Source organism: Hymenobacter sp. PAMC 26628, assembly GCF_001562275.1.
GTDB lineage: Bacteria > Bacteroidota > Bacteroidia > Cytophagales > Hymenobacteraceae > Hymenobacter.
This window is the reverse complement of sequence record NZ_CP014304.1, coordinates 4857005-4882485: the sequence shown is the minus strand read 5'-3', so window position 1 is coordinate 4882485 and position 25481 is coordinate 4857005. Positions and strand designations below refer to the sequence as shown.

General features: G+C 60.7%; 20 protein-coding genes. 3 read left to right on the top strand and 17 right to left on the bottom strand.

The window, feature by feature from the left end; genetic code table 11:
- Nucleotide 1 precedes the first annotated feature (1 nt).
- The 7 genes from AXW84_RS21100 to pdhA form a co-directional block, all read right to left on the bottom strand.
- Nucleotides 2-1327, bottom strand: coding sequence for an outer membrane protein transport protein (locus AXW84_RS21100; protein ID WP_068238043.1), 1326 nt, complete (start codon nt 1325-1327; stop codon nt 2-4).
- Nucleotides 1314-2054, bottom strand: coding sequence for a type III pantothenate kinase (locus AXW84_RS21095; RefSeq protein WP_068238040.1), 741 nt, complete (start codon nt 2052-2054; stop codon nt 1314-1316). The genes AXW84_RS21100 and AXW84_RS21095 overlap by 14 nt, the downstream gene beginning before the upstream one ends.
- Before the next feature lie 80 nt (nt 2055-2134).
- A complete protein-coding gene (locus AXW84_RS25585) occupies nt 2135-4156 on the bottom strand; it encodes a pseudouridine synthase (protein ID WP_082774151.1) in 2022 nt (673 codons plus the stop codon).
- Between the two features lie 181 nt (nt 4157-4337).
- The gene (locus tag AXW84_RS21085; RefSeq protein WP_068238034.1) at nt 4338-4721 is read right to left on the bottom strand and encodes a TraR/DksA family transcriptional regulator; all 384 of its coding nucleotides are present in this window, start codon (nt 4719-4721) and stop codon (nt 4338-4340) included.
- A 178-nt stretch (nt 4722-4899) separates the two neighbouring features.
- Nucleotides 4900-5376 (bottom strand): 6,7-dimethyl-8-ribityllumazine synthase, encoded by a 477-nt coding sequence (gene ribH, locus AXW84_RS21080; protein ID WP_068238031.1) that lies wholly within the window; start codon nt 5374-5376, stop codon nt 4900-4902.
- Nucleotides 5377-5534: 158 nt separating this feature from the next.
- A complete protein-coding gene (locus AXW84_RS21075) occupies nt 5535-6302 on the bottom strand; it encodes a tetratricopeptide repeat protein (RefSeq protein WP_236943189.1) in 768 nt (255 codons plus the stop codon).
- Between the two features lie 58 nt (nt 6303-6360).
- Entirely contained in the window at nt 6361-7395 is a 1035-nt protein-coding gene (pdhA, locus tag AXW84_RS21070; protein WP_068239876.1) for a pyruvate dehydrogenase (acetyl-transferring) E1 component subunit alpha, read from the bottom strand.
- A 200-nt stretch (nt 7396-7595) separates the two neighbouring features.
- On the opposite strand from pdhA, the gene recF reads away from it, so the two are divergent.
- Nucleotides 7596-8729, top strand: coding sequence for a DNA replication/repair protein RecF (gene recF, locus AXW84_RS21065; protein WP_068238028.1), 1134 nt, complete (start codon nt 7596-7598; stop codon nt 8727-8729).
- A 115-nt stretch (nt 8730-8844) separates the two neighbouring features.
- A complete protein-coding gene (locus AXW84_RS21060) occupies nt 8845-9162 on the top strand; it encodes a DUF721 domain-containing protein (protein WP_071892950.1) in 318 nt (105 codons plus the stop codon).
- Nucleotides 9163-9223: 61 nt separating this feature from the next.
- Here AXW84_RS21060 and AXW84_RS25250 read toward each other — a convergent pair whose 3' ends face one another.
- Complete coding sequence (locus AXW84_RS25250) at nt 9224-9610, bottom strand: helix-turn-helix domain-containing protein (RefSeq protein ID WP_071892395.1); 387 nt, start codon at nt 9608-9610, stop codon at nt 9224-9226.
- Nucleotides 9611-9802: 192 nt separating this feature from the next.
- Complete coding sequence (locus tag AXW84_RS21055; RefSeq protein ID WP_068238025.1) at nt 9803-10681, bottom strand: glycerophosphodiester phosphodiesterase family protein; 879 nt, start codon at nt 10679-10681, stop codon at nt 9803-9805.
- Nucleotides 10682-10828: 147 nt separating this feature from the next.
- On the opposite strand from AXW84_RS21055, the gene AXW84_RS21050 reads away from it, so the two are divergent.
- Complete coding sequence (locus AXW84_RS21050; RefSeq protein ID WP_068238017.1) at nt 10829-11449, top strand: hypothetical protein; 621 nt, start codon at nt 10829-10831, stop codon at nt 11447-11449.
- Between the two features lie 88 nt (nt 11450-11537).
- Here AXW84_RS21050 and AXW84_RS24120 read toward each other — a convergent pair whose 3' ends face one another.
- The 8 genes from AXW84_RS24120 to AXW84_RS21010 form a co-directional block, all read right to left on the bottom strand.
- Nucleotides 11538-11810 carry a PLD nuclease N-terminal domain-containing protein gene (locus tag AXW84_RS24120; protein ID WP_068238010.1) on the bottom strand — a complete coding sequence of 91 codons (273 nt, stop codon included), beginning with the start codon at nt 11808-11810 and terminating at the stop codon, nt 11538-11540.
- 97 nt (nt 11811-11907) lie between these two features.
- Nucleotides 11908-12555: a rhomboid family intramembrane serine protease gene (locus tag AXW84_RS21040; protein ID WP_236943188.1), complete on the bottom strand. Its 648-nt coding sequence runs from the start codon at nt 12553-12555 to the stop codon at nt 11908-11910.
- 6 nt (nt 12556-12561) lie between these two features.
- The gene (locus AXW84_RS21035; RefSeq protein ID WP_068238006.1) at nt 12562-13533 is read right to left on the bottom strand and encodes a polyprenyl synthetase family protein; all 972 of its coding nucleotides are present in this window, start codon (nt 13531-13533) and stop codon (nt 12562-12564) included.
- A 198-nt stretch (nt 13534-13731) separates the two neighbouring features.
- The gene (rnr, locus tag AXW84_RS21030; protein ID WP_068238000.1) at nt 13732-16212 is read right to left on the bottom strand and encodes a ribonuclease R; all 2481 of its coding nucleotides are present in this window, start codon (nt 16210-16212) and stop codon (nt 13732-13734) included.
- 205 nt (nt 16213-16417) lie between these two features.
- Complete coding sequence (locus AXW84_RS21025; RefSeq protein WP_068237997.1) at nt 16418-18340, bottom strand: ABC transporter ATP-binding protein; 1923 nt, start codon at nt 18338-18340, stop codon at nt 16418-16420.
- 102 nt (nt 18341-18442) lie between these two features.
- Nucleotides 18443-19099, bottom strand: a complete 657-nt coding sequence (locus tag AXW84_RS21020; RefSeq protein WP_068237994.1) for a lipoprotein signal peptidase — start codon at nt 19097-19099, stop codon at nt 18443-18445.
- A gap of 167 nt (nt 19100-19266) precedes the next feature.
- Complete coding sequence (gene ileS / locus AXW84_RS21015; protein ID WP_068237990.1) at nt 19267-22833, bottom strand: isoleucine--tRNA ligase; 3567 nt, start codon at nt 22831-22833, stop codon at nt 19267-19269.
- A 207-nt stretch (nt 22834-23040) separates the two neighbouring features.
- On the bottom strand, nt 23041-25479 hold the full coding sequence (locus AXW84_RS21010; RefSeq protein ID WP_068237989.1) for an efflux RND transporter permease subunit: 2439 nt from the start codon (nt 25477-25479) through the stop codon (nt 23041-23043).
- Nucleotides 25480-25481 lie beyond the last annotated feature (2 nt).

Here is a 25481-nt window from a genome sequence, read left to right as displayed (position 1 = left end):
GCTATTGCAGGCGGCGCTTGATGAACCACCGGTTGTTCAGCGTCACGCCAAACGTCATCTTCACGTAGTTTTCCTGCACGTTGCTGGCACCGGTGCCGGCCGCCAGCAAGTCGGTGTTGCCGCGCATGCCGTAGGTGAAAGCCAAGCTAAACGTGGTAGCCTCGAGGGGTGAGGAGGTAGGCAGCGGGAAGCCGAAGCCCCAGCTCACCGAGCGGTCGTACAGCATTTTGCCTGCGGGCTGGTAGGGCAGCTGGGCCACGTTGACGCCCACGCGGTAGTTCACGCGCTGGAAGTAGTGCTCCACCGAGCCCGGGTCGGGGGTGAACTCGCCGCCCACGCCGATGCGCACGGTGTTGTGCAGCGGCGTCGTGACGACGCCGAAGCTCGAAAACTTGGACCATTGCTGCTGGGCCACGTCCACGCTGGCGCTCCAGTTCTTGTCGTTGTCGAGGCTGATGCCCAGCTGGGCCAGGGCGGGCACCTTCACGGTGCCGTTCACGTCCTCGGTCTGCACCGTGGTACCGGCCACGGTGGCCCCGTTCACGTCTTGCCGCTCCTGGGTGGTAGTGCGCCGGGCCCCCAGGTTGGCGGGGAAGCTGTACACGCCGGCCAGGTTCATGCGCAGGTCTTTGCCCAGGTTGTGGCGGTAGTGCAGCCCAGCCCGGAAGTCGAAGTCGGAGTAGTGGACGTGGCGGCGGTCCTGCGTGGTTTGGCTAGCCGAGCCGTCGGACAGCACAATGCGGGTACCGGTCGTTTCGTCCACAGTGCCAAACACGTAAGCCGCCGTAAAGCCCACGTTCAAGTCGCGGGTAACGTGCACGCCCTGGGCCAGGTAGGCCCGCGAGATGCCCCCCGAACCCGAATAGCGCGTCAGGGCCGAGTCGCGGGGCGCGCCCACGATGGTGCTGCGCACGTTGGTTTCGTAGTCCACGGCGCTCAACGGCTTCAGGCCCACGGCGGCGGCCCAGCGGCGCTTCAGCGGCACGGCCAGCGAGAGGTAGCCCAGCGTGGCGCTGCCCGATTGGGCCGACGCCGCGTTGTTTTTCACCGTCTTGTACTGCCCGTCATACGCCGCCTCAAACGTGGTGCGGGCCGTATAGTAGAGCAGTGCCGGGTTCAACTCGTTCACGTTGATGGCGTTGGGCGCGGCCAAGCCCACGCCGCCCATGCCCGCCTGGCGCACACCGCCGGTATTGGGGTAGTACTCGCCAATGCCGAGGCGCGAATAGGGCGAATTGCCCAGGCCCTGCGCCTGTGCCCCGCCGGCCAGCGCCGCCATCCCCCCAGCCAACAGCAACCGCCGGCCTACGTTCTTATTGTTCAACATTATAGGCTAAAATCCGGTAAAGCCCGAGCAGCACCAGTTCGGGCACAACAAAGATAGGGCCTGCCAGCCGGCTGGCTAGCAGGGGGGCGTCACCACCAGTCAGCAGCACGCCCAGGGCGGGGTACTGCTGGCGGTAGGCGGCAATTAGGCCGTTGGCTTCGGCGGCGGCCCCGTTCACCACGCCGCTGAGCAGGGCCCCCGGGGTAGAGTCGCCCACCAGCGGAACCGTTGCATCGGGAGCGGGCAGCGGCAGCAGCGGCAGCCGGCCGGTGAACTCGTGCAGGGCCCGCAGCCGCATGCCCAGCCCCGGCCCGATGCTGCCGCCGCGGTAGGTGCCGTCGGCCGTCACGAGGTCGCATTTCAGGGCCGTGCCGGCGTCGAGCACCAGCGTGTCGCGGCCCGGGCGCAGCGCAGCGGCCCCCACGGCCCCGGCCAGGCGGTCGGCCCCCAGGGTGAGGGGCGTGGCGTAGGCATTGCGCAGCGGCACGGGCGTGGTGCCCGGCTCAAACAGCAGGATGCGGCCTGGTACTAGGCCTTGCAGCCGCAGGGCCCACCGGGCCGCTTCCTCCGCCACCGACGCAATAAGCAGGTGCTGGGGGCCCCAGCGCCGCACCAGCGCGTCCACCTCGTCGGCCGTGAGGCCCGCCGCCATTTCCCGCAACGCCGCGCCCGCAAAGCAGCCCGCCTTGATGGCGGTGTTGCCAATGTCGAGAACTAGGGTGTGCATTGGGCTAAATTAATAAATGCTTGGGGGTTAAATTGTTGAGGGCATAGTCTCAACAATTTAACCCCCAAGTATTTAACAATTTACATGAAGTACTTCAATCGAATTACCTCTTGCTCGCTCAGGAAGCGCCACTTGCCGCGGGGCAATTCCTTCTTAGTAAGGCCGGCGTACTGCACGCGGTCCAGGGCCACCACGTCGTAGCCTAGGTGCTCGAAAATGCGGCGCACGATGCGGTTGCGCCCGATGTGGATTTCAATGCCCACGAAGTGCGGGTTGCCCGCCACCACGGCCACGTCGTCCACCTCAGCCTTGCCGTCCTCCAGCTCGATGCCTTCGCCAATCTTGCGCAGGTCGTCCTCAGTCAACGGCGTGCTCAGCTCGACCTGGTAGATTTTCTTGTTCTTGTGCGAGGGGTGCGAGAGGCGCTGGGCCACCTCGCCGTCGTTGGTGAAGAGCAGCAGGCCGGTGGTGTTGCGGTCGAGGCGGCCCACCGGGAAGATGCGCTCTTTTGAGGCGTTGGCTACCAGCTCCATCACCGTGCGGCGGCCCTCCGGGTCGTCGGTGGTGGTGAGGAAATCCTTGGGCTTATTCAGCAGCACGTACACCGACTTTTCGCGGTTAAGGTTAGTCTTGCCGTACTGCACCGTGTCGGTGGGCTGCACCTTGTAGCCCATTTCCGTCACCACTTCACCGTTCACCCGGATTTCGCCGGAGGCAATTAGCGCGTCGGCCTCGCGGCGCGAGCAAATGCCGGCGTTGGCGATGTAGCGGTTCAAGCGCAGCTCATCGGTGGCAAAATCCTGGTTCTCCTGGTCGCGGCGGCGTTTGTTGCCGCGGTTCGGGTCGGCGTCGTAGTGCTTGAGGTTTTTGTAGTCGGGGGCCTCACCGGGGCGCTCGCCGAAGCGGGGCTTGTCGGCGCGGTTGGTTTGGACAGCGGTACCGTAGCCGGTGCCCGAGCGACGCACGCTGCGCTCCTGGGCCTTCAGTTCCTCGCGGCGCTGCGCGAACTTGCCTAAAGCCGGGCGCTCGTCACCGTCGGGGCGGGCATTGCCCACGCGCACCGCGTCGCGCTCGCCGCCAAAGCCGCGCTTCTCGAAGCCACCCGGCCGCTCGCCGTTGCTACGCGGGGCCCCCGGGGCCCCATCGCGCTTGCCGAATGCGCCCGGCGTAAACTTGCGCTCGAAGCCGCCTTCGCCGCCGCGCGCGCCACCGAAGCCCCGGTCGCGGCTGCCGTCACGGTCGCCACCCGCGTTGCGGTCATTGCGGTCGGGGCGGCTGTTACGGTCGTCGCCGCGCTCCTCGCGGGGCTGCGGCGGGTTGGCCTCGAAGGGCCGCGCTGCCCGGATGGGCCTGTTAGGACCCCGCTCGTCGGCCGAGCGCGGGGCGCTTTCCTCGCGGGGCGTGCTACGGCCGAAACCGGTGCCCGTGGTACTGCGGCTAGCGCTTGTCTCGCCCTCGGGGGCCCCGTAGGGGTTCTGCTTTTGGAATTTCCGGTTGCGCTCGCCCGGTGTGCCGCGGGGCACGGCCGGCCGGCCTTCCTGGCGGTAGGGCTGGCCGCTCCAGTTTTCGCGGGGCTGGTAGGGCCGGGCGGGGCGCTCGTTGGCCTCGCCGCCGTTGCGGCCGAAGCCTTCGCGCGGGGGCCGCTCGGGGCTGCGCTCGGTACGGCCGTAGCTGGTGCCGGTGCGCTGCTCTCTGCTGCTGTCAGGCCGCTCATCGCGGCGCGCGGCGCTGTAGCTGGCGCCACCGCCCTGGCCGTAGGGCCGCCGCTCGGCATTGCCGCCAAACCGCTTGCCCCCGTCAAACGAGGGCCGGCCACTGGCGCCGCCGGATTGCTCACGGCTACCTCCGCCGAACGAAGGCCGGCCGCCGCCGTAGCTACCGCCGCCCGATTGCTCGCGGCCGGCACCGCCGCGCTCGGCGCCGCGGCTACCGCCACCAAATCCCCCGGGGCCCGTGTTGGGGCGCCGGTCGCTACTGGGCCGGTCGCCCGAAAAAGAGCGCCGCTCGCTGCTGGGCCGGTCGCTGGACGATGGACGGCCGGAGCCGCTGGAACCACCGCCGCGACGGTCGTTCTTGTCTTTGGAAAAATGTTGCTTGCCCATGGGGAACAATAGCTAAGTGCCGTATCGCTACGGTACGGTTGGTAAGGGATGGATTAATTAAAAAAGCAGTCGGTACCGAATAGCCGATGGATCAGATGCGGGGCCCGGCCGGGCCGGCCGCTCTGATCACCGAATGTATTCAGTACCGACTGTCGAACGCGCAAAGCGCCAGGCATAGTGCCTAATCGCGGCGCGCCATTTTGGCTTCGATGGAATGCTGGGTGTGGGGCACCGCGCGGAGTCGTTCTTTGGGAATGAGCTTGCCCGTGCCGATGCACACGCCATACGTACCGTTTTTGATGCGGACCTGCGCGTTTTCCAGCTGCTGGATAAATTTCATCTGGCGCGAGGCCAGTTGGTTCATGCTCTCTTTCTCGGCCGTGTCGGCGCCGTCTTCCAATACCTTGGCCGACGAGGCGGTGTTATCAGTACCCGAATCGTTGCGGCGGGTCAGGGTTTCTTTGATGAAGGAAAGCTCCCGCCGGGCGGCCACCAGTTTTTCTTGGATAATCTGGTCGAATTCACTTAAGTCTTCCCGCGAGTAGCGGACGTTTTCGTCGGTCATGGTAAAGGAAAGGAATAATCAGAATAAGTGCGCTTACAACCCGTAGATGGGCAAGGCAACGGTTGTGGCAGATAAATAGTTTACCGGCCCCCTATCCGCTTTGCCACCGGTGGGTTTCATAGGCCCTTTGCCCCGGTCTGCAAAGGTAACAAGTGTGTTGTGGTTTCGCCTAACCTTCTCAAAAGCTCAACATTTGGATGGCGGCCACGGCAGCCTCTACACCTTTGTTGCCAAGTTTGCCGCCGGCGCGGTCCTGGGCTTGCTCAAGGGTATTGGTGGTCACGAGCCCAAAAATTACCGGCTTGTTAAACTTTAGCCCGACGGTGGTAAGGCCCTGGGCCACGGCGTGGCAGATGTAGTCGTCGTGCTTGGTTTCGCCTTGGATTACCACGCCCAGGCAAATCACGGCGTCGATTTCTTCATGCTGGGCCAGGAACTGGGCCCCCAGCGTCAGTTCGAAGCTGCCGGGCACGCTGTTGCGGAAGATGTTTTCGGCCAGGGCCCCGTGCTTCACCAGCGTGTCGTAGGCCCCGGCGTTTAATACATCAGTTATTTCACGGTTCCAATCGGCCACTACCAAGCCAAAGCGCTTGTCGCTGATGTCGATGAAATTAGAAGCGTCGTAGGTACTCAGGTGTTGCAGAGAAGTGGCCATAAAAGCGCTGGTTTAATTGTTTATCCGTGGCAGCACGGATTTTTAATAAGAAGAACAAATTAGGCCCCGGGGCCCCAAGACCGCGAGGCTAAAGACAAAAAATGCGCTTCCCGGTTGGGGAAGCGCATTCAAACTTCAAACTGTGACGCAAGTAGAGGTTATTTCTGCAGTCGGGCTTTGAACTGCCGGGCCTCAGCTACTTCTTGAGCCGAAGGATATTCGTTGAGGATGCGGTCGTAAGCTTTGAGGGCCCCGTCGCTGTCTTTGGCCAGCTCCCGGGCCGTAGCCTCCTTCATCAGGTAGCCGGGTGAGAAGTACTCATTGGCTTTATTGTCGGCAGCTTTCGCGTAGAGGTCGGCGGCTTCTTTGGGTTTGTTCAGTTCCAGTTGCGCGTCACCCATCAAGGCATAGGCGCGGCTTTGCACCAAGTAGTCGTCCGAACTGAAGTCTTCTAGGTAATCAAGCGCGTCTTTGTACTTGCCCTCTTTCAGCGAAGCTACGCCAGCGTAGAAATTGGCCAAGTTACCGGCCTTGGTGCTACCGTACTCATTGGCCACGGTAGCCAGGCCAGGGGCCCGGCCGTCACCCTTCATGGCCTTTTTCAACGAGTCTGCCTCCCAGGCGTCAACAGCCCGAAACATGGCTGTCTGCGCTTTCTGGGTTTGCTGGCCGCGCCAGGTGTAATAGCCAAAACCGCCAACGATGGCCGCGACCACCACCGCCAGGATGCCCAGCAGCAGGTTGCGGTTGTTGCGCACAAAGTCCTCTGATTCGACTAGGCGAGCAGCCAAGGCATCGGGGTCTTCGAGCAACGGATTCTCCGTGGCGTAGTTTTCGGCCGGGGCCAGCGGGTCGGCGGGCACGGCCTGTTGCACTTGCCCCTGGCGGGCCTGCTGGCTTTTGCCAGTGAACGGAATTTTAGACATAGTATCCTGAAATGGACGAATCGGACCCTGCCGGACGAGCAGTTCCTCGGCAGCGCAATTAGTCGTGGATGTAAGGGTAATCTGCTTGCACGTACACGTCCTTGAACAACTCGTCGGGCGTGGGGTACGGCGAAACTTCGGCAAAGTCGACCGCGGCCTGCACTTCACCTTTAATGCGCTCGTCGATGGCGTTCAAGTCGTCTTCGGTGGCCATCTGGTTTTCCAAGATGGTGTGGCGCACGGCCTCGATGCTGTCCTGGGTGCGTTTCTCTTCCAGCTCTTCTTTGGTGCGGTACTTGGCCGGGTCGCTCATCGAGTGGCCCTTGTAGCGGTAGGTACGGAACTCCAAGAACGTGGGGCCCTCACCGGCCCGGGCGCGCTCGGCGGCTTGGGCTACGGCGTGGTGCACATCTTCTACCTGCATGGCGTTCACCGACTGCGACGGCATGTCGTAGCTCAGGCCCAGCTTGTACAACTCCGTCACGTTGGACGAGCGCTGCACCGAAGTCCCCATGGCGTAGCCGTTGTTTTCCACCACAAAAATAACGGGAAGCTTCCACAGCATGGCCATGTTGAAGGCCTCGTGCAGGGCCCCCTGGCGCACCGCGCCATCGCCCATGTAGCAGATGCAGAGCTTGCCAGTTTTGTTGTACTTCTCGGCAAAGGCAATGCCCGCGGCCATTGGAATTTGGCCGCCCACGATGCCGTGGCCGCCCATGAACCCAACTTCTTTGTCGAACATGTGCATCGAGCCACCCTTGCCCTTCGAGCAGCCGGTGGCCTTGGCGTACAGCTCAGCCATCACAGCGTTGGGTGAAGTGCCCAATGCCAGCGGGTGGGCGTGGTCGCGGTAAGCGGTGATGTACTTATCGCCCTTTTCCAGCGCCGACACGGCCCCGGCGACGCACGCCTCCTGGCCAATGTAGAGGTGGCAGAAACCTTTGATTTTTTGCTGGCCATAGAGCTGGCCGGCTTTGTCCTCAAACTTGCGCATGAGCTGCATTTGCTCGTACCAGCGCAGGTATATTTCTTTGGGGAAGGTGGGCGCGGTTATGGTTTGCGCCCGTGGCTCAGCCCCGCCTTCGGCGTCCACCGGGCGGTCGGGGCCCGGCGTGGCAGCGTCGGGCTGCGGCGCGGTGGCTACTTGCTGGGCTTTGCCGTTGCCATTGGCAGCGGGCACATCGGGTGCATTTTTAGGGGCCTCTTTTACTTTCGTATCCGCCATAGCACGTATAGGTTATTCGCGTTGGGAGGGCGAAATTACGTAAAACTGCCCGTACTACCGACAACCCGATGACCTTAGACTCGTTGCAACTCCTTTTTTTCAAGAATTACGAGGCGGCAACGCTGCAATTCACACCCGGGCTCAACTGCTTTATCGGTGATAATGGCAGCGGCAAAACCAACTTGCTTGACGCAATCCACTACTTATCGCTTACCAAAAGCGCTTTAACAGCCGTGGATGCCAACAGTATTAAGCAAGGTGCTGATTTTTTTGTAGTTAAGGGCAAATTTAGCACTGATGAGAGTGCAGATGCCGAAACCATCCAGGTGAGCCTTCGCCAAGGCCAGAAAAAGACTCTGACGCACGACAAGCAGCCCTACGAGCGCATGGCCGACCATATAGGCCGCTACCCCGCCGTGCTAGTATCTCCTTACGATACTGACCTCATCCGCGAGGGCAGTGAGGAGCGCCGAAAATATTTCGATAGTTTGCTCTCACAATTCGACCACGGGTTTTTGGATGTGCTCATTTCTTACAACGCTCTGTTACGCCAACGCAACGCCCTGCTAAAGCAAGCCGCCGAACGTCCTACCCACGGCTTTGACCATGACTACTTGCTGGCGATTGACGATCAATTGGTGCCATTAGGAACGGAGCTTAGCCAACAGCGGACTACTTTCCTAGAACGTTTCACCCCCATTTTCCAGCATCACTACCAGCAGTTGGCCGACGGCCGGGAAGAAGTCTCGCTTACTTATAAGAGCCAATTGCTGGAAACCGACTTCGGCCAGCTGCTGCGCCAGAACGAACGCCGCGACTTGGTTATGCAGCGCACCACCACCGGGGCCCACCGCGACGACTTTGTTTTCCTGATGGATGGGTTACCCGTCAAGAGTTATGCATCGCAAGGCCAGCAGAAATCCTACGCCATCGCCCTCAAGCTGGCTCAGTTCGAAACCTTGACCACGCGGCTCGCCGCAGCGGGCACTGCGGCTGCTAAGCCCCTGCTGCTGCTCGACGATATATTTGACCGGCTTGACGACAAGCGCATAGCGCGGCTACTAGAGCTGGTGGCCGACGACACCTTTGGCCAAGTCTTTCTTACGGATACCAACCTAGCGCGCACCGACCAAGCACTGGCCAACGTGCGCGGAGATATCCGCCGGTTTCGCGTGCAAGGCGGCACGGCTGTACAGCTGTAGGGGCAAGCCCCACGGGGGGGCGTTGTACCTTTGTGGCCTACCCCTGTTGGGGGCAAGAGGAGCCATTCGCAGTTTTTGCGGGGGCCCTCTCCCCTACCGGCTCCGCTGCCACTCCGTGAAAAAACAAGGCCCCTCCGCTTCTTCTCGCCGCAACGACGTCATCGATTTGAAGGATGGCTTGGCAGCCCTCGTGAAAGCTTATCGGTTGCAAGGAAAGCTAAATGAGGTGACCGTGGTGGCCAGCTGGGAGCGGGTGATGGGAAAACCAGTTGCTCTCAAAACAAAGGAGGTGTACGTGTACCAAGGCAAGCTTTTCGTTCGGTTAACGTCGGCTCCTTTGAAGCACGAATTGATGATGGCCAAGACGAAAGTCCTCGAACTCATCAACGCCGAGGTAGGCGAATCAGTAGTGAAAGAAGTGGTATTCCTGTAACCCTTGCGCCAATTTATTTAGGTAGAATAGCAACAAAAATGTTTCACGTGGAACATTTTTGTTAACGGGGGCCGTACACTTTTAGAAGCAACTCATTATAGGCTTCAAGCAAGGCGATGTACTTAGTCTGAAGGGCTAATAACTGGCTGGAAAGGCTATTATCACTGATGGCAGGCGGTGTTACACGGGGTGTAACAGCAGACCGACCTGTAACACCAACCGGTTGTGTTACAAATGACAAAGGTGGTTGTTGGGAATTTGTAAAGTCATTCGCAAAATCATGCCCGATTACATCGCCAACTCGCTTTACGAAATTGTAGTCAATTGTGTCTTCTTTGAATTTGCGGTAGATCGTTGGGCGTGTAATACCCATCTCCTCCACGATGCGCGTGATGGAAATACCGCTGCTTTTAATCGCTTCCTGAAGGATTTCGCCTTGGTGTGGCATTTAAGTGTTGAATCAGATCGAATAATACAAAGATGTATCAATTACAGTAATAAAGCAAAAATGCAAGCAAAAATAGTCGTCTGTTACAGCGTACAAAAAAATGACGTATGTAATGCATAGTAACACTGTTACTATTACACAGATGTATATTGTATCATTATTTGTAACAATAACTCTTTATTTGTAATTACTTTACGCTCTCAGCGCCAAAATGGCGAGCAAACGGTCCGGGTAATCGGTAGTCAGGCCCTCGACGCCCATTGACAGCAACCGCTGCATATCAACAGGGTTGTTTACGGTCCACGGCACCAAGCCAGTGCCCGGGTACAAACGGCGAAGCTCCGCTACAGCCGTGGGGGTGACCGACTCGTAATTGGGACCGAAAACATCCGGCTGAAAGCCCAGTTCAATCACAGCGGCGGGCCAAGGTTGGCTGCTCTCGCTGAGCAGGCACAAAGACAGACTGGAGCCAAGCTGGGCGCGGGCCAAGCGCAATACCCGCGGATCAAAACACAGCAGTGTGGTGCGAGGCACCACACCGGCTGCTACCAGCTCGGCCAGCACTAGGGCCAGGAATTGCGCCGGCTCGGGGTGGTAGAGATGGTCGCCGGCGGGGGTGCACTTTATCTCCACAGAGTAGCGTAGGGGCTTGCATCTGGGCGGGCGGGGCAAACGCTCAGTAGCGGCCAGAACCTCCCGCAGCAGCGGCTTAGGCGCGGCTGCTGGCTGCTGCAACGGGAAGTCCGGATTGGGGCAGCTCCCACAGTCGCACTGCCGGATGGCAGCATAAGGCATATGATACAAGTTGTGCTTGCGCTCTTGAGCTGAGGCAATACGGAGGCCCTCAGCATTGCGGCACAGGTGAGCGGCCAGCCACGGATCGTGCGACACTACTACCTGCTGATCGGCCGAAATAACAACGTCCATTTCCAGCACATCCACGCCTAGGGCTGCGGCATGCAGAAACCCTGGCAACGTATTTTCAGGAAATAGGCCCCGGCATCCCCGGTGGCCGTGCACTTCGGGGAGCCTGGGGGCGACACCGTTTGGGGGGCGATTGGCGGTTAGCATGAATGAATACTGGCGTGGGAGCCTTTTACTAATTGCTGCGCGAAAGATTTCGCATCGGCCGTAGGTACAGGTAATTTTGAGTACCTGCAAGTACTTTGATTGCCTTTCTCTATTTCTCACCAATACCGCTTTTTTATTCGCTTACAAATGAAAAAACTGTTCCTCTTCGTCGTGTTGCTGGCGCTAGCTGCTGGGGCCTATTACTACGTGAAAAGCAAAAAGGACGGTCCAACTGGGGCCCTGGTGCAGGCCGCGGCGGCTGTGCGGGCGCACGACGTTGCCAGCTTCGAAAAATTCGTGGATGTGGGCAGCGTCGCTTCCCACTTGGTTGATAACGTGGCCAGCCAGGGCTCGCTGCTGACGGCACTGGTGCCAGGCGGTGGCCTGATGATGGGCGGGGCCCTGCGCTTGCTAAAACCCACACTGGCCAGCGTTGCTCGTAAGGAAGTGGTGCGCTATGTCGAAACCGGGTCGGTGGCAGCAGCGGCGGAAGCTGCTCCGAACCACGGCGTGAACATGTCCATCCTAGGCTTAGCGGGCAAAGTGATGGGCCCCGACAGCAAATTCAAGGGAATTAAATATGCCAATGAACAGGGCGAGCAGGCATTGGTGGGCATTGAGTTTACGCAGCCGCGCTACGACACCACGATGGTGATAGAAGTAAAAATGCTACACCGGGGCGACCACTGGCAGATGACCGAAATCACGAATACGGGAGAGTTGCTGAGCCGTGCGGCGAGCCTAGAAAAGCGGAAGCTACTGCAATAGCTACTCCATTAGATAGCCTTAAAAGCAAAAGGCCGGCCCGTCGTGATGACGGGCCGGCCTTTTGCTTTTAAGGCTAACTGAGAGGGGGCTACTTGCCGCGACCGGCGAAGAGGTAATAGATGATCAAGCCGCCCAAGGGGAAGAAGAAGATGATGGCGGCCCAGAGAATTTTCTTGCCAATGTCCCAGGGCTGGCGGAATACGTCGAGCAAAGCCAGCACGTCAAGCGCCAACAACACGTAACCCCAAATGGCCAAGTTACCGTTGTTGGTGTAGCGGCTGCACGAGGTGGCTAGGAGCAGGAAGGGCAGCAGCAGCGTGGCGAGGGGCACGCGCGAAACGAAAGAGTTGAAAGTGCGCATCAGAGTAGGGTGAAAGTGGTGAATTTGCCCCCTTCTACGCACTTAACGACAAATGGATATGGAAAAATCAAGGTTTATATAGTTAAGTAACAGGTTATCAGAACTTTGAGTAGATAAACTGCTTCACCTGCATGAAGAATTGGGGAGCGGTGGCTGGCAGCAAGGCCACCATCAGTACGACGCCGAACAGGGCCCCGTAGAAGTGGGCGTCGTGGTTAATGTTGTCGCCCCGGCGGCGGCCCTGGTACCACGAGTAGAATAGGTACAGGAAACCAAACAGGAAGGGCTGAATGGGAAACGGAATGGGGAAGATGATAATGCCGCCCCCGCCCGGTGCTACTGGGAACAGCAGGATGCTGGCGAACACTACCGCCGACACGCCGCCCGAAGCCCCCAGGCTGCGGTAGTTGGCGTCACGGCGGTGGCGGTAGTAGGTGGGCACGTCGGAGAGGACGATGCCGCCCAGGTAGAGCAGCAGGAACCAGCCCAGGCCCGGCAGCTGCCCAAAATTACCCTCCAGGGCCCCCAGCACCACGGGGCTGAAGGAGTAAAAGGCAAACATGTTGAACAGCAAATGGCCCCAGTCGGCGTGCAAAAAGCCGGAGGTAAGGAAGCGGTACCATTGCCCACGCCGGGCCATGAGGGCCGGCTCGAGTATCCAGGCATCCATGAATTCGGGCTTGGATAGGGCGTAGGCCGACACGAGCACCGTGAGGGCGATAAGGACGATGATGGGAAGGGGCACGATAAGTTAGTTTTCGCGGTCCATAAGCTGGAGCGCGAGGTGGTGCAGGGGTTGCTTGCGGGCCTCGGGGGCCCCCACGCGGGCCAGGTGCTGCAAGGCATCCTGGAAGTAATCGTTGATAAGAGCTTCGGTCTGGGGCCGGATGTCCAACTCGTCGTACACGGCGCGCACAGCGGCTACTTTGGCGTCGGCGTCGGCCACGGGCTGGCCAATGTGCTGGGCCAGCACGGCGCGCTGGGCGGCGCTGGCCTGGGCCTGGGCGGTGAGGAGCAGGTAGGTTTTCTTGTCCGACACGATGTCGCCGCCCACCCGCTTGCCGAAGGTGGCGGCGTCGCCGTACACGTCCAGTAGGTCGTCGCGCAACTGGAAGGCCAGGCCAATGTCGGTACCGAACTGGCGCAGGTGCTCGGCATCGGCCTCGGGGGCCCCAGCGAGGCGGGCGCCCAGCTCCAGGCAGAAGCCCAGAAGCACGGCCGTTTTCAGGCGAATCATATCCAGGTACTGCGGAATGCTGACCTGGGCTTCGGTCTCAAATTTCATGTCCCACTGCTGGCCTTCGCACACCTCGGCGGCCGTCTGGCTGAAGCGGCGCAGCACTGCTGGCAGCAGCGCCGGGGCCACGTCGAAGAACAGCTCGTAGGCGCGCACCAGCATCACGTCGCCGCTGAGGATGGCCACGTTGGGGTTCCATTTTTCGTGCACCGTGGGCCGGCCGCGGCGCAGCGGGGCCTGGTCCATCAGGTCGTCGTGCAGCAGGGTGAAGTTGTGGAATACCTCCGTGGCCAGGGCGGGCTTGGTGACGGGCCCCAGCTCGTCGGTGAAGACGTGGGCCCCCAGCAGCGTGAGCAGCGGCCGGATGCGTTTCCCACCCAGGCCCATGATGTAGCGGATGGGGTCGTAGAGCGTGTCGGGCGCCTCGCCGTAGTGGAGCTCGGCGAGGGCGGCGGTGATGTGAGCGGGGAAATCTTGTGGCGTCATGTAAATACAAAGGACAGCTTTTAAAAGTATCTCGGTTGGTATCAGGTGTCATCCTGAACGCAGCGAAGCGGAGTGAAGGACCTTAAGAAAGCTGAACAATTAGCAGTGACTATCTACTGCATGCGGTTCAATTCTCACCAGGTCCTTCACTCCGCTTCGCTGCGTTCAGGATGACAGTTTAGTCCCAATCATTGGAAACTAGCGGCGACGGTTGCCGCCCTTGGGGCCCCCTTTCGAGCCGCCCTTGTGGCCGCCGCCCGAATGCTCACGGTAGCCGCGGGGGGCGTTGCGCTGGGCTTTGCGCTCCTCGGCTTCGCGGCGCTTCACGTCGTCGGGCCGGTTGTCCACCAGGTCGAAGTCGATGGTGCGGTCGAGCAGGTTGGCCGACTTCACTACCACGTCCAGTTCATCGCCGAACTGGATGATGCGCTTGCTGCCGCGGCCCACGATGCGGTAGTTGTCCTTGTCCAGTTCGAAGGTGTCGCCTGGAATATCACTCAGGCGCACCATGCCTTCGCACTTGTTCGACTCAATCTCGATGTACATGCCGCGCTCCGTGAGGCCCGACACCACGCCCTTGAAGACGTTGCCAATCTCGTCGGCCATGAACTCGACCTGCTTGAACTTGATACTGGCGCGCTCGGCGTTGGCCGCCAGCTTTTCGCGGGCTGACGAGTGCTTGCACTCGTCTTCCACCGGCGCTACGGGCACGTTCTTGCCGCCCAGCAGGTAGTGTTCCAGCAGGCGGTGGGCCATCATGTCGGGGTAGCGGCGGATGGGCGAGGTGAAGTGCGAGTAGTGCGCGAAGGCCAGGCCGAAGTGGCCCAGCGGCTCGGTCGAGTAAATGGCCTTCGACATGGTGCGGATGGCCAGGCCTTGCAGCACGTTCTGCTCGGGCTTGCCCATCACTTCCTCGCTCAGGGTATTCAGCTCAGTGCTGACCTTTTTGGGGTCGTCGAGCTTGAGGGTGTAGCCAAACTTCTGGGCGAAGAGGGCGAAGTTCTGGAGCCGCTCGGGCTCGGGGGCGTCGTGGGTGCGGTACACCATGGTGTAGCGCGGCTTGGTCTTTTTGAGATTGAACACGAACTCGGCCACCTTGCGGTTGGCCAGCAGCATGAATTCCTCGATGAGCTTGTGCGCGTCCTTGCGCTCCTTCACGTACACGCCGAGCGGCTTGCCGTCGGGGGCCAGGCGGAACTTCACTTCCTGGGTTTCGAAGCTGATGGCCCCCTGCTTGAAGCGCTGGGCGTGCAGCTTCTTGGCAATGCCGTTGAGCATATTCACCTCCTCGGCGTAGTCGCCCTCGCCGGTTTCGATGCGGTCCTGGGCGTCTTCGTAAGCAAAGCGGCGGTCGGAATGAATGATGGTTTTGCCAAACCACGACTCGTAGAGCTTGCCGTTTTCGTCCAGCTCAAACACGGCCGAAAAGGTCAGCTTGTCCTCGTTGGGCCGCAGCGAGCAGAGGCCGTTGGACAGCCGCTCAGGCAGCATCGGAATCACGCGGTCGACCAAGTACACCGACGTAGCGCGGTGCTTGCCCTCGCGCTCCAGCTCGGTGTTGGGACGCACGTAGTGGGTCACATCGGCGATGTGGACGCCGATTTCCCAGTTGCCGTTTTCCAGCTTTTCGATGGACAACGCGTCGTCAAAATCCTTGGCGTCGGCCGGGTCGATGGTGAAGGTGGTGATGTTGCGGAAGTCGCGGCGCAGGACCACTTCGGATTCGGGGATGACATCAGAAATAGCTTCCGACTCCTCTTCCACTTCCGCCGGGAATTCAAACGGCAACCCGAACTCAGCCATGATGGCATTAATCTCGGCCTCGTTGCCGCCGGCCTGGCCGAAGTTGCGCACCACCTCGCCCACCGGCTGGCGGTGGCTATCCTCCGGAAACTCCACGATGCGCACGAGCACCTTGTCGCCATTGCGGGCGTCGCCCAGGGCGTGCGGCGGCACGAACACGTCGAAGTACATCTTGCGGTTATCGGGCTTCACGAAGCCCAGCGTGCCCTGCACTTGCAGGCGGCCCACCACCTCGGGGCGCTGCCGCTTGAGCACTTCCACTACGTCGCCCACCGGGCGGCCGTCGCGCGAGCCGCGCATGCGCACCCGCACCACGTCGCCCTGCAAGGCAAACTTGAGCTGGTCGGTAAACACCCGGATGTCGTCGCTGCCCTCCGCCTCGGGCACCACGAAGGCAAAGTTGGCCGTGGCCAAATCCACCGTGCCAATGATGGTATTCGCGTCGCGGCTGGGCCGCGAGTCGTCGCCCACGTAGTCGAAGCCCGCCTCGCGGCGGCGGTGCACGATGGGGTCCTGGCCGAACTCGGCCACCGGCTCGCGGCCCGACGAGTGGCTGGCGGGGGCCCCAGCCTTGACGGTTTTCTTGCCCTTGGCGGGCAGCTCCGGCGCGGGGGCGACGCTGACGTCGGCCAGGCGGTACTCGTCGTTCTGAAGCAGCGTAATTGCCCCGAGCTGGCGCAGCTTCTTGAGGTAACCGAATATCTCTTCGCGCTGCTGCTTGGTGGTCACGCCCAGGCGGCGCGAGAGCTGGCGGTAGGCCAGCACCTTGTCGGGGTTGTCGGTAAAAGCGCGCAGCACCAGCTCTTGGGTGATGGGCGCGGGGGCGGGCTGTTCGCGCTTGGCGCGGGCGGGCCGGGGGGGATTCGTTGGTTCCATTTAAAACGTAGGCCGCCAATAAGTGAATTGAGCCGAGGCGGCGGGCGGAGAAGCCGGACGGGGCCCGGCAGTAGGTATGTAAAACGCGGCCATGGTCGCGAGGTTATAAGCGTAGGTTTTTAGTTGCTGGTTGGCAGGTGCTAGTTGTCAGTTATTCGCAATTGGGATAATTTCATCCGAGCAAAAACTAACATCCGACAACTAATCAAGCCGCCCGCCCGGCCACCGCCGACCGGATGTCGGCCAGGCTGTCTTTGGGAATGGCGGCCAGCAGGCCCTGGGTGTAGGCGTGCTGGGGGTGGGCGTAAATGGCAGCGGCCGGGCCGCTCTCCACGATGCGGCCCTGGTGCATCACCAGCAGCCGGTCGCTCATGAAGCGGGCCACCGACAGGTCGTGGGTAATGAATAAATAGGTAATACCGAACTCGCGCTTGAGGTCGTTGAGCAGGTTCAAAACCTGGGCCTGGACCGATACGTCGAGCGCCGACACCGACTCGTCGCACACAATCAGCTTGGGCTGCAAGGCCAGGGCCCTGGCAATGCAAATGCGCTGCCGCTGCCCCCCGCTGAACTCGTGCGGGTAGCGCAAGAAGTGCTCCTCGCGCAGCCCCACAATTTGTAGTAACTCCAGTACCCGCGCCTTTTGCGCAGCCCGGGTGCCGCCCACGCCGTGCACCCGCATGGGCTCCCAGATGGCCTCCCCCACCGTCAGCATCGGATTAAGGGCCGCGTAGGGATCCTGGAATACCAGCTGGAACTCGCGCCGACGGCGGCGCAACTCCTCGGCTGGCAGCCGGGCGAGGTCGGTGCCTTCAAACAGAATGCGGCCCGCGGTAGGTTCCGTGAGGCGGAGCAGGGCCCGGCCCAGGGTGGTTTTGCCGCAGCCCGACTCGCCCACGAGGCCCACCGTTTCGCCGGGGTAGAGCGTAAAGCTCACGTCGTCTACGGCACGCACCACGGCCTTGGGCTGAAACCAGCCGCTGCGCACGGGGAAGTGCACCTGCAAATTCTCCACCTGCAACAGCGGCTGCGCTTCTGCAACAGCGCCGTTGGCGGCCAAAGCTGGGGGCCCACCGGGCTGGGGCACCCGCGCCGGGGCCCCAGTTGGAGCAGGTTGTTCCACGCCCATCTGTAGATGTTCCACGGGGAACGTTTTGGTGGTACCGGAATTATCCCGTAACTGCTGGGCCTCGATTTCGGGCGATGAATCCGTAAGTACCTCATCCTCCAAGGCCACCACCGGCGCCGGCTGGGCCGTGAGGAACCCGCTGGCGTCTTCCGCCATGAAATCAGCCACCACGGGGAGCCGTTTCAGGCCCACCGAGAGGCGCGGACGGCACGCCAGAAGGCCTTTTGTGTACGGATGTTGCGGATTCTCGAAGATTTCCAGCACGGGGCCCTGTTCCACCACTTTCCCGCGGTACATGACCAGGATGTGGTCGGCAATTTCGGCCACCACGCCCAGGTCGTGGGTGATGAAGAGCACCGCCGTGCCGTGCTGCCGCCGCAGGTCGTCGATGAGGCGCAGCATGCGGGCCTGCACCGTCACGTCGAGGGCCGTGGTGGGCTCGTCGGCGATGAGTAGCGCGGGTCGGCAGGCCATGGCCATGGCAATCATCACGCGCTGCTTCTGGCCGCCCGAAATCTCGTGCGGGTAGCTGGTGAAGATGCCGGCCGGGCGCGGCAGCTGCGCTTCGGTGAACAGCTCGATGGTGCGCTCCCGGGCCTCGGCTTTGCTGAGGCTGGTGTGCAGCAGCAGGGCCTCGGCCACCTGGGCCCCGCAGGTGAGCACGGGGTTCAAGGAGGTCATCGGCTCCTGGAAGATCATCCCGATGTCGTTGCCCCGCACTTTTTGCAGCTGCTTTTCGGGCAGGGTCAGCAGGTCTACTTCGCCCAGGGCCCCCGACTGAAACACGGCCGAGCCCGATACCAGCCGGCCGGGCGGCATGGGAATCAGCCCTAGCAAAGCCAGCGACGTGACCGATTTGCCCGAACCCGACTCCCCCACTATCGCCACCGTTTCGCCCCGGCTCAACTCAAACGACACGCCGTCTACGGCCCGGGTGTGGCCACGGTGGCTGAGGAAATCGAGCGTAAGATTGGAAACGGCAAGTAGCGGTTGGGGCACGGGCGGCGAATGCAAAGAAATGGCGGAGCGGAAAAGCGCAGCGGGATGTGCGGTGGCAAGTAAGAAAAATCCCCGAAGCCAAGGGGCCCCGGGGACGTGAAGTTAGTGTGCGGCCGGGGCTTCGGCCGTGCCGGGCGCGGGCTGCGGGCTGGCTTCCTCCTGCTGAAAAAACCGGCTTTGGTTAAGTAGAATCAGCGCGACGCCGATGAAGATGGACGAATCGGCGATGTTAAAGATGGGCCACAGCGACACGTACTTTCCGCCCAGCAGCGGCCACGACTGCGGCAGGAAGCCTTCGTAGATGTCGACGTAAATCATGTCGATAACCTGGCCGTGGAACCAGGGCGTGGGGGCCCCAAACGGTGCGTTCTTGTACAATAGGCCGTAGAAAATGGAATCGACCAGGTTGCCCACGGCCCCGCCCAGGATGAGCGCCATGCAGGCAATGAAGCCCGCGGCGGCCCGCTCGCGGCACAGCTTCACGATGTACCAGCTCAGGCCCCCCACGGCCAGCAGGCGGAAGCCGCTGAGCAGGATTTTGCCGTACGGCGGCGGCAATTCCACGCCGAAGGCCATACCGGGGTTGAGGGTATAATGTAGCTTGAGCCAGTGGCCTAAGAGCGGAATTTCGCCCGGCATGCCGGGCTGCATGTAGGTGTGCACGGCCCACTTCGAGAGCTGGTCGAGGCCGATGACCAACAGGGCCAGCAGGAAGAAATTGAGCGCCGTTTGGGGGCGGGTGGTGCGGGTTGGTTGCATGGCAGCGTGCCGGGAAGTTGCCGGAGCAACAGGGAACCGGCTTATCGACTTTTTATACCTTTTATAACTGATTTACTGGTCTTTTGGACCGATAAAGACGAGCTTATTGAACACTTGTGCGGCATTGGACTCACCAGGGTCTTGGGGCCCCGGCGAGTCGTTCAGCCTCAGCTAGTTGCGATTTCGAGGCGCACGGGCACCGCGAAGTCGTCAAATTCCAGCACCGAGCCGCCCGTCACTTCCGGCGCAAAATCGAGCGCCAGGGCCTGGGTTTCGGTGCGGATATAGTCGCCAAAGGCGGCCACGGCGGCCGTTAGGGCGGGCTCCTGGTCGGCCAGCGTCACGCGGATGCGGTCCTGCACTTCCAGGCCCGAGTCTTTGCGCAGGTTCTGGAGGCGGTTTACCAGCTCGCGGGCGAGGCCTTCCTGGCGCAACTCGTCGGTCAGGGTTACGTCGAGGGCCACGGTTAGGGGCCCATCGGTGGCCACGAGCCAGCCGGGCAAATCGTCGGTGCGGATTTCCACGTCGTCGGGGGCCAGGGTGATGGGCTCGCCGTTGACTTCCACGGCGAGGCTTCCCTCCTTCTCCAGCTGCGAAATTTCCGCCGCCGTCATGGCCTGAATCCGGGCCCCCACGGCCTTCAGCCGGGGCCCGTACTGCTGGCCCAGGCGCTTAAAGTTCGGCTTCACCGACTTCACCAGCACGCCGCTCTCATCGGTCAGGAACTCGATGTGCTTGACGTTTATTTCGGCGCAAATCAGGTCTTCCACGAGGCCGACTTGCTCCTTGGTCGAGTCGTTCAGTACTGGCACCAAGATGCGCTGCAAGGGCTGGCGCACCTTCAGCACCGACTTCTTGCGCAGCGAGTGGGCCAGCGAGCTGATGCGCTGGGCCAGTTCCATGCGCTCCTCCAGGGCCCTGTCGATGCGGGTGGCATCGGCCGCGGCCAGTAGCGTGAGGTGCACCGATTCGATATAGCTGAAGAAGTTAAGAGTTGAGAGTTGAGAGTTAGAAACTTGGGAGTTTTCATCTTTTAACTCTTCACTTTTAACTTTTAACTCCACTCCTACCAAGTTCTGGTACAGCCACTCGGCGAAGAACGGCGCGATGGGCGCCATGAGTTGCGCCACGGTAGTCAGGCACTCGTGCAGCGTCTCGTAGGCACCGCGCTTGTCGGTCGTCAATTCGCCCTTCCAGAAGCGGCGGCGCGAGAGGCGCACGTACCAGTTGGAGAGGTGGTCGGTCACGAAATCCTGGATGGCGCGGGCGGCCTTCGTCGGGTCATAACTATCAAGCTGCAAGCGCACTTCGGCAATGAGCGACTGGAGCTTACTCAGCACCCAGCGGTCCAGCTCGCTCAAATCGACGTGCGGAACGCGGTTGTTTTCGTCGATTTCAAACCCGTCGAGGTTGGCGTACAGGGCGTAGAACGAGTACGTGTTGAAGAGCGTGCCGAAGAAGCGGCGCTGCACCTCCACCACGCCGGCGGGGTCGAACTTGAGGTTGTCCCACGGCGGCGCGTTGGCGATGAGGTACCAGCGGGTGGCGTCGGGCCCAAACTGCTTGATGGTGGCAAACGGGTCCACGGCGTTGCCGAGGCGCTTGCTCATCTTCTGGCCGTCTTTGGCCAGCACCAAGCCGTTGGCAATCACGTTCTTGAACGCCACCGAATCCTCTAGCATCACGGCCAGCGCGTGCAGCGTGAAAAACCAGCCGCGGGTTTGGTCCACGCCTTCGGCGATGAAATCGGCCGGAAAGTTCTTGGCAAAAACGTCGGCGTTTTCAATTGGGTAGTGCCACTGCGCGTAGGGCACGGCCCCCGAGTCAAACCACACGTCGATGAGGTCGGGCTCGCGGTACATGGGCTGGCCGCTGGGCGAAACGAGGAAAATGTCGTCCACGTAGGGCCGGTGCAGGTCAATTTTCTCGCCGTTAGCGTAGGGATTGTGGGTCATGACTTCGGCCGCGACGGCCTTGTCAATTTCCGCCTTCAGCTCGGCAATGCTGCCGATGCAGATTTCCTCGGTGCGGTCCTGGGTGCGCCAGATGGGCAGCGGCGTGCCCCAGTAGCGCGAGCGGCTGAGGTTCCAGTCCACCAGGTTTTCGAGCCAGTTGCCGAAGCGGCCGCTGCCGGTGCTTTCGGGCTTCCAGTTGATGGTTTTGTTGAGCTCGATGAGCCGGTCCTTCACCGCGGTGGTCTTGATGAACCACGAGTCGAGCGGGTAGTAGAGCACCGGTTTGTCGGTGCGCCAGCAGTGCGGGTAGGTGTGCTCGTACTTCTCGGTTTTGAAGGCCGTGCCGTTCGTGCGCATCCGGATGGCGATGCTCTCGTCCAGCGTTTTGTAGTCGGCGCCGCTCTGGTCGTGGCCGTCGTAGTTCTTCACCCAGCGGCCGCCAAACTCGCCCATTTGGGCCACGTAGCGGCCCGTGCGGTCCACGATGGGCCCCAGCTTGCCCTGGTCGTCAGGCACCATCAGGGCCGGAATGCCCGCCAGCTGCGCCGCCCGGAAGTCGTCCGCGCCAAACGTGGGCGAGATGTGCACGATGCCCGTGCCGTCTTCAGTGGTTACAAAGTCGGCCGGGATGACGCGAAACGCGTTTTCCTCGCCCTCAAAGTGCGGGAAACCAGCCTCGGCATTGAATAGGCGCTCGTAGTTGATGCCAACCAGGTCCGCGCCGGTGAATTCAGCTAGAATATTCCATTGAGTGATTTTACCATCTTTTCCAACACCATTATTTTGGGCGGAATAATGCGAATCGTCAACGTCAAGACCGGGAATATTTTTCACATCGAAGTACCGACTCATCAGATTGCGAGCAAGTACTACCGCGATTTTCTCGTGTGTGTAGGGATTAATTGTTGCAACAAGCAAGTAACTAATGCTTCGCCCTACTGCTAGACCTGTATTTGCGGGTAAGGTCCAAGGAGTCGTTGTCCAAGCCAAGATGAATAAATTTCTTGGGGCAAATGATACCTCTTCTACCTCAGCAGCATCTTCTTCTGATTCTCTAGAAGCTACACTTCTATCAACAATTTTGCGTCTTTTATCAAGAACGGCAAACAGCTTCTCCGAAACCTCATCGCGCTTCACCTTAAACTGCGCTACTACCGTCGTGTCCTTCACGTCCTTGTAGGTGCCGGGCTGGTTCAGCTCGTGCGAGCTGAGGCCGGTGCCGGCAGCGGGCGAGTAGGGCTGGATGGTATAGCCTTTGTAGAGCAGACCCTTGTCGTAAAGCTTCTTGAGCAGGGCCCAGCAGCTCTCGATGTATTCGGGCTCGAAGGTGACGTAGGGATTATCCAGGTCCACCCAGTAGCCCATTTTCTGGGTCAGGTCGTCCCACTGGGCCTTGAAGCGCATCACCGTTTCCTTGCAGCGCTGGTTGTAGTCCTCGATGCTGATTTTGTGGCCGATGTCCTCCTTCGTGATGCCCAGCTCCTTCTCCACTTGCAGCTCGATGGGCAGGCCGTGGGTGTCCCAGCCGCCCTTGCGGGGCACCTGCTTGCCAAGCATGGTTTGGTAGCGGCAGAAGATGTCCTTCACCGCCCGCGCCATCACGTGGTGGATGCCCGGGGCTCCATTGGCCGACGGGGGCCCCTCGTAAAATACGAACGTGGGCTGGCCTTCGCGGCTGCGCACGCTCTTTTCAAAAATGTGGTTTTGCTGCCACCAGGCCAGCACGTCCTCCCCTACTTTGGCGTAGTCGAGCGGCTGTTTGTATTCGGGGTATTTCATTGGGTTAAGCTATTAGCTGACAGCTGGTAGCTGTTAGCTTTTTAGTTGATATAGAACGTCATGCTGAGCGCAGCCGAAGCATCTCTATTGCTCAACTAATTATGATTACTGCTGCGGTAGAGATGCTTCGACTGCGCGGACGCCAGATGAGCATGACGGCCTTTTTGCGCAACGTTCTTTTGAGTTATTATATTCAAACGACTCTATTCAAACCGTCTTCACCGGCTTGGCCCGTTGCACGCTCAAGCGTTGCAGGTTCTGGTCCATGTCGTCGTCTTCCTCGTGGTAGCTGTCGTCGTAGTGGCGGATGGGGGCATTGCCCGGAATCTGCTCGCCCTTGCCGTGCTCGAAGGTGACGAGCAGCGCCGGCAGCAGCACCAGGTTCGAGAAGTTGGTGATGAGCAGCGAGGCCCCCATCAGTACACCCAGGGCTTTGGTGCCCCCAAACTCGCTGAAGGCGAAGATGCTAAAGCCGATAAAGAGCACGATGCTGGTGTAGATCATGCTCGTGCCGGCCTCGCTCAGCGTGTTCGTGATGGCGTCGCGCACGGTGCGGCCCCCGATGGCCATTTCCTGCCGGAACTTGGCCAGCAAGTGGATGGAGTTGTCGCCGTCGATGCCCAGCGCAATCACGTAAATCAGGGCCGTGCTGGGCTTGAGGGCAATGCCGATGTAGCCCATAATGCCGGCCGTGAGCGAGAGCGTGACCAGGTTGGGCGTGAGGGCGTAGAAGATGGTGCGGAACGAGCGGAACAGCAGCAGCACCACCAGCGCCACCAGCCCGAACGCCCACAGCAGGCTCTCTTGCAGCGTGCCAATCACGTACTCGTTGCCCTTGGTGAAAATCACCGTGGTGCCCGTGCGCGTCACCTTCATGCCCGTGCCCTTGAAAATGCGCTCGATGGCCGGCTGAATGCGGCGGTTTACCAGCGTATCGAGCTTGTGCGAGCCGATGTCGGCAATTTTCAGGCTGACGCGGGCGCTCTGCGAGTTGCCGTTCACGAAGGAGCGAACGAGCTTGCTGTCAGTGCCCGCGCCAGTGCCCTTCGAATTACCCAAGTAGCTTAGGATAAAGTTTTTATCCGAGTTGTCGGGCAAGTGGTAGAACTCTGGGCTGCCGTTGTAGAACGCCTGCGTGGCAGCCTTGATGAAGGTGACGATGCTGATGGGCGGCGACAGCTCGGGCTGGGCCCGCAGGAACCGCTCGAACTGGTCGATTTTTTGGAGGTTAGGCAGCTTGAGCAGGCCGTTGGGCTTGCCCGTGTCTACCACAAATTCCAGGGGCATTACCCCGCTGAAATGGGCCTGAAAAAAATCCAAATCGGTATTGACCGAGCTTGACTTGGGCAGATCATCGACCATAAACGACACCGCTTCAATCTTGCGAATGCCCAGCCCGGCGATAACAATCAGCCCCAGGGCCGCCAGGTACACGGTGCCGCGGCGGTTGAGCACGATATAATCGAGAAAGTTGATGATGCCCATCAACGGCTTCGAATCAAGGTGTTCGAGCTGCTTGTCAGTGGGCGGCGGCAGGTAGGTGAACACCGCCGGAATCATGATAAAACTGATGACGAAGGCCACGAAAATGTTGATCGTGGCCACCATCCCAAACTGGTACAGAATGGCAATGTCGGTGAAGGTGAACACCACGAAGCCGATGGCCGTGGTGGTGTTGTTCATCAGGGTGATGAGGCCGATTTTGCGGATAACCCGCGTCATGGCCAGAATCTGGTTGCCGGATTTGCGGTAATCGTAGTGGTAGCGTGAGAGCAGGTAGGTGCAGTTGGGCACCCCAATCACCACCAAAATACTCGGAATCAAGCCCGTAAGCAAGTTGATTTTGTAGCCCAGCAGCACAATGCTGGCGATGCACCACACCATGACGATGGCCACCACCAGCAGCGGAAACACCACCGCCGACCACGTGCGGAAAAACAAGTACAGCGTGACGCCCATCACCAGCAGCACCAGCAGGGCAAAGAACTTCATCTCGCCGGCCACCTTCGTGGTCATCGTCGAGCGTACGTAGGGCAGACCGGCGTAATGCAGTTTGATGCCGGTGGCCTTCTGAAACTGCCCGGCGTGGCCCAGGATATTATTCATCACTGCCTGCCGGCGGTTGGAGTTCAGGTAGGCCGGGTCGAGCGTTACGGCCAGCAGGGTGGCCCCGGTGCGGGGCGCAATGATCTGGCCCTTATAGAACTCGATGCTGTTCACCACCCGCAGCAGCGAGTCCAACTCGCGCTGCGAACGGGGCTTGCGCTGGAAAACCGGGGCCGTCACGAACCGCCCTTGGGCCGTGTCCTTCTCAATCTGGATGAGGCGCGTGATACCCAGCACGCCGCTCACGCCCTGCACCTTGGCCAGCGTATCGGTGAGGTGTTGGTACTGCGTGAAGTTTTTGAGCCCGTACACGGAGCTGTCCTGCATCCCCAGCACGAGGATATTGCCGTCCTCGCCGAAGGTTTTTTTGAACTGCTGGAAGTACACCATGTCGGGGTCCTTCGGGCTCACCACCTGGGCAAAGTCGTAGGTCATCTCCACGTCCTTGGCCACCCAGGCCATGTACACGGTCGAAACACCGATCAGGCTCAGCAGCCAGACGCGGTACTTGATGATAAAGAGGGCAATGTGTCCCCACATAA